General features: G+C 39.9%; 15 protein-coding genes. 11 read left to right on the top strand and 4 right to left on the bottom strand.

Features of this window, described 5'->3' with window-relative positions; all coding sequences use genetic code 11:
* Window positions 1–40: 40 nt before the first annotated feature.
* The 6 genes from KSK55_RS00780 (at window position 41) to hypE (ending at window position 5,073) form a co-directional block, all read left to right on the top strand.
* The gene (locus tag KSK55_RS00780) at window positions 41–1,165 is read left to right on the top strand and encodes a hypothetical protein (RefSeq protein WP_214418343.1); all 1,125 of its coding nucleotides are present in this window, start codon (window positions 41–43) and stop codon (window positions 1,163–1,165) included.
* Window positions 1,166–1,200: 35 nt separating this feature from the next.
* Window positions 1,201–1,755, top strand: a complete 555-nt coding sequence (locus KSK55_RS00775) for a ferredoxin domain-containing protein (protein ID WP_214418342.1) — start codon at window positions 1,201–1,203, stop codon at window positions 1,753–1,755.
* A complete protein-coding gene (locus KSK55_RS00770) occupies window positions 1,752–2,819 on the top strand; it encodes a GHMP kinase (protein WP_214418341.1) in 1,068 nt (355 codons plus the stop codon). Before KSK55_RS00775 ends, KSK55_RS00770 begins: the two co-directional genes overlap by 4 nt.
* Before the next feature lie 50 nt (window positions 2,820–2,869).
* Window positions 2,870–3,619, top strand: coding sequence for a small multi-drug export protein (locus KSK55_RS00765; protein WP_214418340.1), 750 nt, complete (start codon window positions 2,870–2,872; stop codon window positions 3,617–3,619).
* 122 nt (window positions 3,620–3,741) lie between these two features.
* The gene (locus KSK55_RS00760) at window positions 3,742–4,077 is read left to right on the top strand and encodes a hydrogenase maturation nickel metallochaperone HypA/HybF (RefSeq protein WP_214418339.1); all 336 of its coding nucleotides are present in this window, start codon (window positions 3,742–3,744) and stop codon (window positions 4,075–4,077) included.
* On the top strand, window positions 4,078–5,073 hold the full coding sequence (gene hypE, locus KSK55_RS00755) for a hydrogenase expression/formation protein HypE (protein WP_214418338.1): 996 nt from the start codon (window positions 4,078–4,080) through the stop codon (window positions 5,071–5,073).
* A gap of 6 nt (window positions 5,074–5,079) precedes the next feature.
* Here hypE and KSK55_RS00750 read toward each other — a convergent pair whose 3' ends face one another.
* Complete coding sequence (locus tag KSK55_RS00750) at window positions 5,080–6,288, bottom strand: hypothetical protein (RefSeq protein WP_214418337.1); 1,209 nt, start codon at window positions 6,286–6,288, stop codon at window positions 5,080–5,082.
* A 225-nt stretch (window positions 6,289–6,513) separates the two neighbouring features.
* Between KSK55_RS00750 and KSK55_RS00745 the strand changes: the two genes are divergently transcribed.
* On the top strand, window positions 6,514–7,503 hold the full coding sequence (locus KSK55_RS00745) for an archaeosine biosynthesis radical SAM protein RaSEA (protein WP_214418336.1): 990 nt from the start codon (window positions 6,514–6,516) through the stop codon (window positions 7,501–7,503).
* A 1-nt stretch (window position 7,504) separates the two neighbouring features.
* Here the strand turns inward: KSK55_RS00745 and KSK55_RS00740 are convergent, their stop codons facing one another.
* From KSK55_RS00740 to KSK55_RS00730, 3 genes are read right to left on the bottom strand one after another with little or no spacing between them, the layout of a single operon-like run.
* The gene (locus tag KSK55_RS00740; protein ID WP_214418335.1) at window positions 7,505–8,737 is read right to left on the bottom strand and encodes an ornithine cyclodeaminase, nickel-pincer nucleotide-dependent; all 1,233 of its coding nucleotides are present in this window, start codon (window positions 8,735–8,737) and stop codon (window positions 7,505–7,507) included.
* A gap of 45 nt (window positions 8,738–8,782) precedes the next feature.
* Window positions 8,783–9,382, bottom strand: coding sequence for an NTP transferase domain-containing protein (locus tag KSK55_RS00735; RefSeq protein WP_214418334.1), 600 nt, complete (start codon window positions 9,380–9,382; stop codon window positions 8,783–8,785).
* A complete protein-coding gene (locus KSK55_RS00730; protein ID WP_214418333.1) occupies window positions 9,367–10,374 on the bottom strand; it encodes a pyridoxal phosphate-dependent aminotransferase in 1,008 nt (335 codons plus the stop codon). Before KSK55_RS00730 ends, KSK55_RS00735 begins: the two co-directional genes overlap by 16 nt.
* A 190-nt stretch (window positions 10,375–10,564) precedes the next feature.
* Between KSK55_RS00730 and KSK55_RS00725 the strand changes: the two genes are divergently transcribed.
* The 4 genes from KSK55_RS00725 (at window position 10,565) to KSK55_RS00710 (ending at window position 14,374) form a co-directional block, all read left to right on the top strand.
* A complete protein-coding gene (locus KSK55_RS00725; protein WP_214418332.1) occupies window positions 10,565–10,735 on the top strand; it encodes a ribbon-helix-helix domain-containing protein in 171 nt (56 codons plus the stop codon).
* A 19-nt stretch (window positions 10,736–10,754) separates the two neighbouring features.
* Window positions 10,755–11,924, top strand: coding sequence for a cell division protein FtsZ (ftsZ, locus tag KSK55_RS00720; protein WP_214418331.1), 1,170 nt, complete (start codon window positions 10,755–10,757; stop codon window positions 11,922–11,924).
* Between the two features lie 411 nt (window positions 11,925–12,335).
* Window positions 12,336–13,196, top strand: coding sequence for a coiled-coil protein (locus tag KSK55_RS00715; protein ID WP_214418330.1), 861 nt, complete (start codon window positions 12,336–12,338; stop codon window positions 13,194–13,196).
* Between the two features lie 59 nt (window positions 13,197–13,255).
* Window positions 13,256–14,374 (top strand): DUF373 family protein, encoded by a 1,119-nt coding sequence (locus tag KSK55_RS00710; protein WP_214418329.1) that lies wholly within the window; start codon window positions 13,256–13,258, stop codon window positions 14,372–14,374.
* Window positions 14,375–14,438: the final 64 nt, after the last annotated feature.

Here is a 14,438-nt window from a genome sequence, read left to right as displayed (position 1 = left end):
TACTACTGGGATAATTTAGCATACATCAGGTTTTTTAACTATGAACGTGGGGTGTCAGAAGGGCGAATCATTACTCAAAAAAGGGGTTGCTGCAGTTTTTTTTACTCCGAAAAACCGATATGTAACAAAAATTTATATTACAAATTATCGCCTGATTATTAAAAATCAGAAAAATCAGCTAATAAAATTATCATATGACCTCATACACGAGATATATGTTGAAAATAATAAGTATCTCTGTATTCGATGTAACACCCCACTTCGGTTTTTTGATGGAAAAGATGAATATGTCAGAATTTTTCTTCACGGACTAAAAAGAAAGGAAGGTGGGGGACTCATCCTTTTAGATGATCCAAAATGGCCAAATTATTGGAAAAAAATACTGTCCGTTCAAATATCTAAATATCAATCACAAATTGCGCTAAAAAAGCATGCTATGCAAAATGAAGAGGATGATCTCCTCCTCATCGAAGGAGTAGTCAGATCAAAAGAAGGTCTTGACGAATTCGAGATAGTAAAAACCAGAGAAAAAATGGATATTTGGTTTGATGACTATTTTTATGAAGCATGCATGCTTTATGCAACCAACAACCGACTTATAATAAAAATAAAATCTAGGGACTTTATTATCATCCCATATTCTGTAATTTATACTGCGCAATCTGAAGATGACGATAAAATTTCTATTAACTTTTCATTTCCCCAGTGTGTCGAAGGTTTTGAGAATGATATTTCAAAAATGCAAATTAAACGCATTTCAAAACCGAGTGATGAATATCCTGAACAGATACAGGAACGATGGCACGATGAATGGAATGAATTTTTCAAAAAAGTTACATCTCAATTTCGTGAACATAAAGGCGCCATTAGTGAAGATGAGATGTTTGAGATGCTTATTGAAATGAAACACAGCCCAACAAAATACAATCTTTCATCTTATGCAAAACAAGGATGGGATAGAGCTTGTGGGCTGGCTTTGGATCGATTTGGATATGAAAAGGGAGACCTTTTTTTGTATATGAATTTCTTACTCAAAGAATATGAAGAGATGAAGACTCGTGCGATGGCTGAACCTGACTCTGCAAGACAGGAAGCGTACCGGGGTTCAGAGATGGCTTATAGTGCAATTCTTTCTTACATAAATCATCATACAAAGGTTAGGTAACATCGAAATTAAATACTCAACAGATTATTCTGGTTATGGATCCTGAACAGGATGCCATGATGATCATAGCATCACTCATGGCAGTCTCTGCACGGACAGCACCAAAAGGAAAAGGTGTTGACACAATTATTACCCGTATCGTGAAAGGAGATGATCTTTCCCGTTTAGCAGACGAGATGATCACTATAGGTAACAAGACAAGCCTCCCCCCATTTCCCCGTGATGCACAAAATATCAGAGACAGCTCTGTATGCGTTCTTATTGGTTGCAGGGGTTTTGAAGATGTAGGACTGAACTGTGGAGGATGTGGATATAAGACCTGTAAGGAAATGCATCAGAAAATGAATATAGATCCTGTTCAATCATTATTCACGGGTCCAAATTGTGTTATCAGAATGGCTGACCTTGGAATTGCAGTCGGATCAGCTGCTAAAACGGCACAGATCCATAACGCAGACAATCGAATTCTATTTACAGCCGGAGTAGCCGGATTATCCCTAAATTTGCTACCAAATTGTACCTGTGCCTATGGAATCCCACTCTCTGTTACAGGTAAAAATATTTTCTTTGACAGGAGGCCAGTTCAATGACCATCCTTCGTATCAGAGGAGGAGATTTAGACCTGGTAGAATATGAATTTAATTCATTTCATCCAGGAGAAAACATCAATACCTGCGGGTATGAAGGTTCATATAATTTGAAAATATCCCAAAATCCAATCAGAACGAAAGCACCAGGACGGATACATCTCACAGTTCTTGACATGAATCGGTTTGCTCCAGGACATCCCGGTGGTGGGGGAATTGGATTTGCAATTGATGTATATGCTGAAGTTGAAGTACTCTGTATACAAACCGAATTTAAAATTAATTATTCAAGACCTGCAATAATTAACCATTTTCTCACAGTATTCTCTAAAACTATAGGATATACCGGAGGATTTAGTGTAACCGCTAAAGATCATGACTACAAACATGTCGGTCTTGGATCAACCAGCACTATCCTTACGGCTCTTGCGTTTGCAGTAAATAAGGCTGTAGGAGATCCATTATCAATTGATCAACTTCGGATTCTTATTGGTAATAATTATGTAGAAGAGACAGAAGAGGGTATGATCGCATATGGATTTGAGACAGGTGTAGGTCCTGCTGTCAGCAGTCGGGGAGGAATGGGAATCCTTGGAGATAATCTTACTGTTGTCCATCAACATGCATTTGCTGAAAACAGTAATGTTCACATCGTAATCCCGCCTAGTTCAATCTCATCCGCTGGCGAAGAAGAATTTTCTCTCCTCATGAACAAAGCCAGAACCCTTGATTATCGTGATCGCGAATTAAAATCTTATATTGTTATGATGGATTTTATTCCAGCTTTAAATAAAGGGGATTTGAAAAAAATGGGTGATGCATTATGGGAGATGGAATTCCGAGGATCCAAACGAGCTGAGATAGAGCACCATTCATTTGAATTATATCAATATATGCATAAACTCAGAAAAGAAGGATTGGAATTTGTAGGAATGAGTTCTGTGGGCCCTTCTATTGCAGTCATCACCTCTAAGAAAGAAGAAGAACTAGCAAAAATATTACATCCATTAAACCTTGAGATTGCAGTGAGCACGAAAGTGAACAATACAGGTGTGATATACCTTTAAAGACACCTAATATTACCAATTTTTTTAATATATTATATCCGGTGAAAACATTGATTGATACTAAACCCCTCGGGTGTTACATTTCAGGAGGACTTATCTGGTTTTCACCAGTTATCACCCGGATATTGCGGTTAACAATTCCTTTTATTCTAGTAGGGTGTTTGATTGGAGTAATATTCTGGTTTTATGATGATACTACAGCTCTCCAACTTGGTGGATTACTACTAATTTATTTTATTCCTCCCGCAGGGAAAGAAACAATCATACCAGCAGGAATTGCCCTGGGTTTTCCGTTTCAGGTAATGTGTCTTTCAATTGTCTGTGTTGACATCGCTTGTTGTCTTTTCATGATATGGAATTTTGAATTGATTTGTAATGTTCCATATCTGGGTTCTTTGATTCAGTATTTAATACGGAAAGGAGAATCATTTCTTTCAGAACATCGCTGGCTGGAACGGCTATATTTCATAGGTCTCATTTTGTTTGTTTTTTTTCCATTGCAGGGAACCGGATCCGTCAGTGGATCAATTATTGGAAAAATGCTCGGATTAAAATCCATAGAGATTTTTACTGCAATTACTATCGGAACAATATTTTCAAGTTTTCTTATTGGTTATTCAGTGTATGCCCTACAGGAATATCTGGATGTTAATGTCTGGTATATTCTCATTGCAGTGATGATTCTTCTAATAGGTATTCCCGCTGTGTCATATGCAATTTATCAGACAAAAAAAGGAAAATCAGCTACGAATTACCTATCAAATCGTATATCTTCTTTTCGGTTCAATAAGAGAAAATAAAAATTTATGATGGTCACAAACAAAAAACTTAGATCCTCTTTCAGGATAATATCGCACCTTTTAACTTGTTATGGGTAAACCTTGGATCGGACAAATCCTCATAGACAGGGAGTCTTTTTCTCATGCATGAATATGGAATAGCGTATGATATTGTTGTCACGTCACGAAGAGCTGCACTTGAAAATAAGGCGAAATATATCACTACTATTTATGTAGATGTTGGAGAACTGTCAATTGTTAATCCTGATCAAGTAGAATTTTTATTCACTACCATAGTAGAAGATGATCCACTGTTTCATGAAACAAAACTCATCTGCACAAAGGTTCCTCCGCAAACACGGTGTGCTTGTGGATATGTTGGCAGTGAAATTTTTGTATGTCCTGAATGTGGACAACTCCCGGCAATTGAAAAAGGAAAAGAAGTCGTAGTTACACGAATAGAGGTTGAGGCTGATTAAATGAAAATATCACTGATGCATGGTGCCGGTGGAGAAGTCATGGGAGAAGTAGTAGATCTATTCTCCAAAATTACGAATACAAACGCTGGTGGAATAGGACTTGAAGCACTTGATGATGGGGCCGTCATTCCCATCGGGGGAAAACAAGTAGTTTTTACAACAGATTCACATGTAGTCCGTCCATTATTTTTCCCCGGCGGTGACATCGGACGAATTTCTGTTTGTGGCACGATTAATGATATCACCATGATGGGAGGAAAACCATTAGCTCTTTCATGTGGACTCATTGTTGAAGAGGGTTTTGATTTTGAGATACTAGGAAAAATTGTTGAATCAATGGACCATGCCCTCTGTGAAGAAAATGTTGCTCTTGTTACCGGTGATACCAAAGTTATGGAAAGAGGGGCTCTTGACCAGATAGCAATTAACACAGCGGGTATTGGAGTTGCTGATACCATTATTCGTGATAATGGTCTAAAGCCTGGTGATGCAATCATCGTTTCCGGAACACTAGGGGATCATGGATTTGCTGTACTGGCAAGCAGAGAGGAATTTGATTTTGCGGACCAAATCGTATCAGATGTCGCTCCTTTATCTGGTATGGTTCATTCAGTTATGAAATCAGGAACCATTCATGCAATGAAAGATCCCACAAGAGGAGGATTTGCCAGTGCTATTAACGAAATGTCAAAAAAATCCAATGTAATGATACGAATATCTGAAGAAAATATTCCAATACGATCATCTGTCAGATCAGCTTCGCAATTGCTAGGTATTGACCCTCTTGAAGTAGCCAATGAAGGAAAAGTGGTTATGGGTGTCCCCGCTGAAGAGGCTGATTCAATCCTACAAATTCTAAAAAGACATCGTTATGGACGTGATGCAGCTATCATTGGAACGGTAACAAAAGGACAAGGAGTTATTATGGAGACAGAAGCTGGGGGAGAACGGTTTATCGAACCACCTATGGGTGATCCCGTTCCTCGCGTTTGCTAAAAATAATTATTTCCTTTTTCCTAAGAAAATAAAACCAAAGATAAGACTTACTAGCACTATTCCTATTGGGAGAGGTGTTTCAGTACCGCTCGTTTCTGAGCTTCCATATCTGGGGGGAACACCAAATGCTTTTGCAGCAGTATCCGATAATGAAACAGATGTTGCAGTATCCCCGGTTATTGTTACTTTATCAGATGCTTTAAAACTGTAAGGATATACTTTCAGGTATATTTCATGTACTGAGTCAGATATTGTAACCGATTCATGGGCGTTTCCCATTTCTTCATTCACTTTAATACCTGCTCCTTCGGTGGTAGTTTTATATTCCAAAACCCAGTCAGTATTATCTGAAGTTTGAATAATAATAGGGGTTTTATTTGTTGAAACAGTGAAATACCCCGGATTGTCTCGTGATACTTCCGCTGTTGCTGATTGACCAGTAATTTTTTCCTGAATGGAAACAGGTGTAGTTGTGACTACAACTTTTGTCGTTTCAGGTTCCGATAATTTGGCACTGGTTACCGGTTCAACATGCTGAGTGACATCAGGTTTTCCAGTCAAATGATAGAGATCCTTTTCTTCTGATACTATGGAGTATTTACCAATGAAACCATCATAATCAGTAAATGAAACGTCATATGTCCCGGGTTCTGCAATTGGAAGTTCATATGAAACTTTCCCTCCAGACACAGGAATAGATTCAGGGCCAAAAATAACATCTTTTCCTTTTGTCACCTCCATCTGTATTGCGTTTTCTTTATAACCTGAAATTTTTGCTTCTATAAGGAGTACCTTCTCAAACTCCTGCCATGTGGGAGATGTCATAGTTATTATATCAGATCTATCAATGAGTTTTACAACCCTGATTGAACGTGATCCAGCTGAAAAATCCCTTTGTGATTGAGAAAGACCTTCAACTTTATAATTTCCTTTTTCAAGACCTTCAGTAGTAAAGGTCACATTAAAAGTGGTGTCACCTTTTTCTGTTATTTGAATCGACTGACGACCTACCTCAATTGGGACATTTAATGCGTGAGATAAAACAATATCAATCTTATCCGGAGGTGGCGTATTTGTGGACCCGGACACAGTAATAGGCTCTCCAACCTTAACCTGAGCTGGCGCATCGATTGAAAGATAATAGGCGCTGACCGGACCACATACGAACAGTAAGAGAACCAGTACAATTCCTGATTGAACATAACGAATATTCATGAGTAACATCCTCTTGGCGGTTGGTCAATATTGTGGATCTCTGGAACCTAATATATTGTTGGTCAGATAATGAATAACGATCTAGATCGTATAACCTGTATTCATACATAAACATACGAGAAAATCAGATCCGATTTTCATCAATGCCAGTAAATTACTCTATTTAATTGTAAGCGTACAGGTATGAGAATACCAAAAACATTAAAAAATCAGAGAAAAAAATACATGAAACCTATAAAAAATCCTGAGGAACCATTGGCAATCTGGTCTGGACAAGACCGGATAAATGACGATATATTTACCAGCGTTACTACGATTATTCGCTCCGGTGGATGTTCATGGAACAGATGTAAAATATGTCAGTATCGACATGAACGTTTCACGGGGATTGATTCTGCTGAACTCATCCGCCTGATGCATGCTCAAGTAAGCAGACTTGAGACTGAGATTTTAAAGGTTCAACCTCAGGTAATTAAGGTATATACTTCAGGAAGTTTTTTTGATCCACTCGAGGTTCCGGAAATCATTCAGGAAAAGATACTACACCTCGCTCAGGGAAAGATCCTCGTCGTCGAATCCAGATGTGATTATATTAACGCTGAAAAAATAAAAACGGCTGTCAATACTATAAAAAGTGAGACTGGAGATGGGGAACTTTATATCGCAATTGGATTAGAGACGACAAATGATACCATACGAGAAAAGTGTATAGATAAGGGGCTTCAATATTCTGATTACTTGAATACCACCACCATTATCCATCATGCTGGTGGCAAAGTAAAAACATATCTCCTTCATAAACCACCATATCTGACTGAATTAGAAGCATATAACGACATGGTACAGTCGATTCAGGATATCATTCCGGTAACTGATTTAATCTCAATGAATCCCTGTACGGTTCAAAGAAACACTCACTTAGAGAAATTATGGAAACAGCAGGCATATCGTCCTCCCTATCTTTGGAGTGTCGCCTCTGTCCTGGCACAAACAACTGCCCATGTTACCTGTGATCCAATAGGAGGAGGACAAACACGTGGGCCTCATAATTGTGGTTCATGTGATGGATTCATTCTGGATGCTATACGGGACTACAATCTGAATGCGGATCAGGATCTGATGAAATCGGTCCTTGAAATGGATTGTAAATGTAAAAAAGAATGGGAATATGTCATGGAACATGAAAAACCATGGGCCATGCCAATCACACGATAATTTACTTTTTGTTCTGTAGAATGTGAACCTGGTCAAGCAGCATCGGGAAGAAGGCTCCTGCATCACTTACAACACCGATGGCTTGCGATGTTCCACGATCCATTAGTTTTGTAAGAGTTGATGGATTTATGTCCACACAAACGGTCATAACATATGATGGCAGACAGTTTCCAACAGCAATTGAATGAAGCATTGTTGCTATCATCAAAACCATCCCAATATCAGGAATATATTTTCTCATCTCATCCTGAGCCTGCATTGAATCAGTTATGACATCAGGAAGTGGACCATCATCACGGATTGATCCGGCCAGAACATAGGGAATATTCTGTTTTACACATTCATACATAATACCTGACTTTAAAACACCAGTATCCACTGCCTTCTTTATCGAACCCGCCCTCATTATCTCACTAATCGCATACAGATGGTTTTTATGTCCTGCTGATACCAGTTCTCCAGACTTGATATTCATCCCAAGAGAGGTCCCATACAGATTGTATTCAATATCATGGGTAGCGAGTGCATTTCCGGCAAATAGAATATCTATACATCCTTCCCGAAACATGGTAGCACACGCATCATCTGCCCCGGTATGAATTATTGCAGGGCCACCTACCAAAGCTACTTTTAGTCCTTTTTTATGAGTATCAATAATTTCTCTTGCAATTTTCCGGATAGTTGTTTCAGTGGGCCTCTCGGAAGAAATCACCCCACCCATAAATTCAAACTCTTCATGAGAACGGGATCTTTCAGGTGGCTGAATCTTTACACCATGTTCACCAATGATGACAAGATCGCCTTTCCTGAGTTTTGACATTGGGGTTGCGACTGCTTTCATTTTGTCACGAGATACCACTATCAAGCAGTCCATTTCAATATTTTTGACAGGTATCCACTCATGGTTAATCCTGATTTGTGTTGGATAGTTGGTTGTTGAATAAAATCCCTTCGGAACAATACAATTACCCTCTGCAGGTACCAGGGTAACATCATCAGAATCAACAAGTCTGGCACCATGACGATGTAACGTGCTTATGATTGCATCAAGATTTTCACTATTCGTTCCGGTAATTAATACACGGGCATAACTGGTATCAGTTTTTCTTTTTCCTACTGTAAATTCCAGAATTTCAAAATCTCCACCCATATCCAGGATGGAGTCAAGGACATGTTCCATGATCCCTGAGTCAATTATATGCCCGTCGAGCTCTATCTCCCGGGAATCACTCATACCAGAAACGTTAGACTTCAGGGCTATATGAGAGTTGGTTGCAATTCATGACTTCTTTGAAAAACATAACAACTTTTCAGCTAATTCAATATCTTCACGAGTGTTAATGTTTACAGTTAAAAAAGGATCATCAAGGACGATTTGAAGTTCTTCTTGTTCTTTATCTATCATATCTCCACGGATAATATTGAGCCCGACTGGTGTTCCAGGAATTTTTTCTAATAATTCATTTCTGTAGTTATTTAGCACATGACCATCTATTTGATTATTTGTCCATACCGAGCACGCCGATAGTCCGGATTCAAAATATTGCTCAAGTACTGTTTGGATATGTTCAGCAGATATTCCTGGTAAGTCTGCACAAATAGTTAGTACGGGTCCGGTTATAGAAAGTTCTTCAACTGCCTGTCTGAGATCTTCAATATATCCTGCTCCATCAGTACATATCCAGTCAATTGCATGAGTTCTGCAATAGTTAGTAGTATATGGCGTGAGAGGGCTGACCACAACAACAGGATCTAAACCGGCCTTTGTAACTGCAGTGACAACAAAAGAGATGAGTGGCTCATCATGAACCCGAGTCAGTGCTTTCTCTCCCATTGCAAGACGAGTAGCTTTACCACCGGCCATTATGAGCGCATACATGATACAACCTTTTCCATCGCCTCAATGAATTGGGTATTCTCTTCTGCGGTTCGAACTGCCACACGTATGCAGGTTGGTAGATCAAAAGAGGTGCAATCACGCACGAGTATCCCTGATTTATAAAATTGTTTTGTAACTTCTTCGGCATTGTAGCCTGTATCAATCAGAAGGTAATTGGCACTTGCTTGAGTTAAGGAAAAACCCATTCGCCTGATTGCTTCAATGAGATGTTTTTTTTCATTGAATATTTTTTTACGAGATGTTTCCAGATCACTGTATCTTGAAAATGCCGATAAAACAACTTTTTCTGCAAACGCATTCACAGTCCATGGTGGGCGCATCACTTCCATCGATGATATCAACTCAGGATCGCCTATTCCATATCCAAATCTGACGCCAGGTATAGCAAAACTTTTTGTAAGGGATCGGAGAACAAACAATCCCGAATTTTGAAAGTCTGTGAGCGATTGTGAGGGATCAGACAGATCTATAAATGCCTCATCTACACAACAAAGATGTTCTCTTCCTTCTAACGCGAGTATCTGGTCCTTCAGAGTATCTTTCGGTATGAGAATGCCGGATGGATTATCCGGATTACAAATAAATGAGAGGGTAGCTTTTTCTTTTTCATATTCTTTTGATGCTCCTGTAAGTCTTGCAGACAATTCGTACTCTGCAAATGTGTGGGGAGGAACATAATAAGTAGAATCGGAGGTCAAAACCGTATGACACAGAGTTCTGATTACTTCCACAGATCCATTTCCAACCGTAATTTGTTCCGGATGACATCCATGATGTCGAGCAATCGTCTCCTTTAATATTAAATATTCATCATCCGGATATCGTATCAACGCATCAGAGGGAACTGAAAGATCTATATCCGGAGGGTAGGGATTGATACTTGCACTAAAATCAAGTATCCCGGAATCAGAACCTGCAATATATGTACCTCTGCCCCCATGAATGGCACGAGGTTCAGATTTGAATTTCATGTGAGAACTCTTTCGTATTCATGAACACCTGATTGTTTACAGCTATCTATTTTTACCTGCAATAAAATCGAAACCTTTATTAATTTAAGGATTGTATTCTGTGTATCTCGTTGTGTCTGACTTTTGTCACCTCTATGTCAGACGAGTGACAGACATATGACCGACAGATGTCAGATCATGAGGCCAAGGTATGAAGCGAATCACCATCCGGTTGCCTGAACAGCAAATATCGATGCTGGAGAAGATGGTTGAGGCGGGTGAATTTCCCACCGTCTCCGAGGCTATCAGGGATGCTGTACGTATGCTCATCGAAAAGCGGGCAACCAGAGTGCTCGCTGACAGTGATCAACTGTCATTTTAGACGTGAGGGGGATAAAAGTATGCAGAGTATCATCAATGCCGCAGTCATCAATGCGGAAAGAGAAAAAGAACTCAAGAATATATCGCAAAATTATGATGATGATATGGATGGTCAGCCGCGTATCGTCATCATAGGATGCGGTGGGGCTGGAAATAACACCATTAACCGTCTTCATCATATGGGTGTCTCCGGCGCTGAAACGATTGCCATCAACACAGATAAACAGCACCTGGATATGATTCAGGCCGATAAGAGAATCCTTATTGGAAAAAGCCTGACAAAAGGGCTTGGAGCAGGAGGATATCCAGAAATCGGGCGCAAGGCTGCTGAAATGGCTCGTCCAACGCTTGAAAGCCTGCTTGAGTCTGTTGATCTCTGCTTTATTACAGCAGGTATGGGTGGGGGTACTGGTACTGGTTCTGCACCTGCTGTCGCGCAGATTGCAAAAGAACAAGGGGCCATTGTTGTAGGTATGGTTTCATACCCATTTGATGTTGAGAAAGCAAGACTCATCAGAGCAGAAGATGGGCTTGAAGCCATGTCAAAAGCATGTGATTCCGTCATTCTTCTTGATAACAACCGTCTGAAAAGTTTTGTTCCAAACCTTCCACTTGCCCAGTCTTTCTCAGTTATGGACCAATTAATTGGAGAAACGGTAAAGGGAATTACTGAAACCATAACAGAGCCATCACTTATCAACATCGATTACGCTGATGTCCGGGCAATCATGAGTAAGGGAGGAGTCGCTACAATGCTTGTTGGTGAGTCCAAACAGCAGAACAAAGCTGAAAGTGTTGTCCGGGAATGTCTGTCAAATCCAATGCTTGACATAGACTATCGTGGTGCGACAGGGGCATTGATCCACATTACCGGTGGGAGTGACCTGACACTCATAGAATCTGAAGAGATCGCTTCCTCTCTGACATATGAGTTAGATCCTCACGCTGATGTTATCTGGGGAGCCCGTATTCGTTCTGATATGGAAGGAAAGGTCCGTGTTCTTGCCATAATGACCGGTGTGAAAAATGGTGACACCATCGCCAAACCTAAACAACCATACCGGGAAAAACTTGACAGAATTGAAGAACAGGTTCGTTACCCCAAATCTCCGGACCTCGCGCGAATCAAACCCCGCTCCGTTGCTGCAGCCATGGATTATGCAAGCGGACCTGACATTATGTGGATGTAAACCACATTTGCAAACAAACAACTGCCATAGACCTAAATACAATACGTTTCTCTTTTTTCACCTACGAAATTATTAAAAATGTTGTTGTCTTCTTAATAGTAGAAGGTCACACAGGATCCCTTCGCGATTTTATGAACGATGGGTCTCTTGTTTCGGAGCCTTTTGGTATTGGGAGTCGAACATACGTGGATCGTGTAGCGAACAAGAACTGTAGTCGAACAGATGAATGTTATCCCACTCATCAAGGGTGGCAGGCATCCCTGCAGGGGATCCTGAAGTGTTATCTATCTCTGATTCTTCCCGTTTTCACACGTCCTTTTGTACATACTACGTATTGCTCTTACGTATGTCCCATCTCTCGCACCGGTAGGGGATACCAGACGTGCCTTTTAATGCGAGGATTGGTTAACGATGTTGAATGAACTGATTGATAAAAGAAAAGTTACTATCTCGGGATCTGAGGATCATAAGAATAAACGGAATGAGTTTAATGCTCAGGCAAGTCAATTTGCCAGAGAAAGAAATACTCTGAATAATCAGACCCGTGAATGTGTTGAAGAAGCACAAAAGCATAAAGAACTCCGGGATCAGTTCAACAAGGAAGTTCAGGAACTTAAGGATAAGAGAAACGAGCTTAATGAACAGGCTAATGTTCTTTTTGGAGATATTGATGCCTTCAAAAAAGAACATGGCGGAATAAAAAGCCGGAGTATCAAGGAACTTCACAAACAGATTGAACACCTTGAATTCAGACAACAGACCGAAGTCTTTACTACTGAGAAAGAACGCGAACTTATTGAAAAGATTAAGGCCCTGAAAGAACAGCTTCGTGAGCAGGAAGCTGAAATTGAGCAGAACAAAGAAATCAGGGAAAAGATAACACTCGCAAAAGAACTCCGGAGACAGGCATCTGAGATCCACGACCATGTTACTCAGCTTGCAGAAGACGCTCAAAAGCACCATGACCTCATGGTAGAGTGTTACCGAAAAGCAGACTCTTCCAGAGAGAAAGCAGATGAAGCACACAAGAAGTTCGTCGAAGCTCAAGAAGCAGCAGACAATGAACACAAACTCTTCATCTCATGCCAGAAAGAACTCCGCGATTATGACAAAGTTATAGGTGGACTTCGCAAGAAGAATAAAAAGGTCAAAACCACCAAAGAACAGAAAGAAGTCAGAAAAGAAGCTGAACAGATATTTTCACAGTTTAAAGCAGGAGAAAAACTCACCACCGAAGATCTCCTCCTTCTCCAGCGTTCCAGACTTCTTTAATCCCATTTTTCTCTTTTCACAAAGAAGTCATTTATAGGGAAGAAACCAATATCATTGTAATGGGTTTCATCCGGACATTAGTCCTCAATATCGACCGCGATGATGATATTGGGTTTAAGTCATCTGTGGAAAGCCCGGTTATTGGAAGAGCAGCATGTCTTGATGCTGCTATTCGTCTTGCCTTGGCTGATCCTGAAGATTCTGATTTAAATGCAATTTTTCAAGCCATATCCACCTATGATAAATTAATTGCAGAAGATGAAGATGCGGAAGTTGTGGTTATCGGGGGGAATCATTTCCGTTTTATTGAGGGAGATAGAAAAATAGCACGATTATTAGATGAAGTTTTAGAGAAGACCGGATGTAATCAATGTATATTAGTTACAGATGGAGGAGAGGATGAATATATACTGCCAATTATTCAAGGAAAGATACCTATATCATCAGTTCAGCGTGTTGTTGTTTCACAAATGCCTAACTTGGAAGGTACATACTATATTATTAAAAAACTAGTCAGTGACCCAAAAATATCAAAAATTGTTCTTGTACTTCCTGGTCTTACCCTTCTCCTCTATGCTATAAGTTATGCTGTCAACCGGCCGGAAATTGCAACAATTGTAATCGCTGGATGTGTCGGAGGATATCTATTGTATAAAGGATTTTCACTCGATGAAGTTGTCAAAAGTGAAGTAATTGATCTCCGATCAACTCTTTACCGCGGAAGATTCTCATTTGTTACCTATATCGGGGGGCTCATTTTTGCGATCATCGGAGTCATGGAAGGAACATCAGCATTGACGAGTTATTGGGATGGGAGTGGAATTTTTCCGATGGCTATAATTTTCCTCTGGGGGGCAGTAGCCTGGTTTACTCTAGCTGCCATTACAACATCACTTGGCTCAATTATCGACAGTTTTCTTTATGAACGTGAAAGCCTTTCACGCGCAGTGATATTTTCATATTTTATCAGCGCTATAGGAGTTCTTGCATTTGGTGGAATGAGTTATACTCTATCAAATCTCGGTCTCTCACAATTTCCTATTTCACAAGACCTTGGAATCACTTATATTATCCAAGGCGCTATCGGTGGACTGATTTGTGCATTTGTTGGAATAATTCTTCAGCATTTTATTTCTATATGGGCACAAAAATCAGATGAACTCAAACTAACAATGTAAGGTTTCGTTTTATATTTGACTCGACCTTAAAAATAGGGACAATATTAAATTCTCAACCGTCTCT

This window comes from Methanospirillum hungatei (assembly GCF_019263745.1).
GTDB classification, from domain to species: Archaea; Halobacteriota; Methanomicrobia; order Methanomicrobiales; family Methanospirillaceae; genus Methanospirillum; species Methanospirillum purgamenti.
Note: the sequence above shows the minus strand (reverse complement) of the source record. Positions and strands in the feature narration are given on the sequence as shown.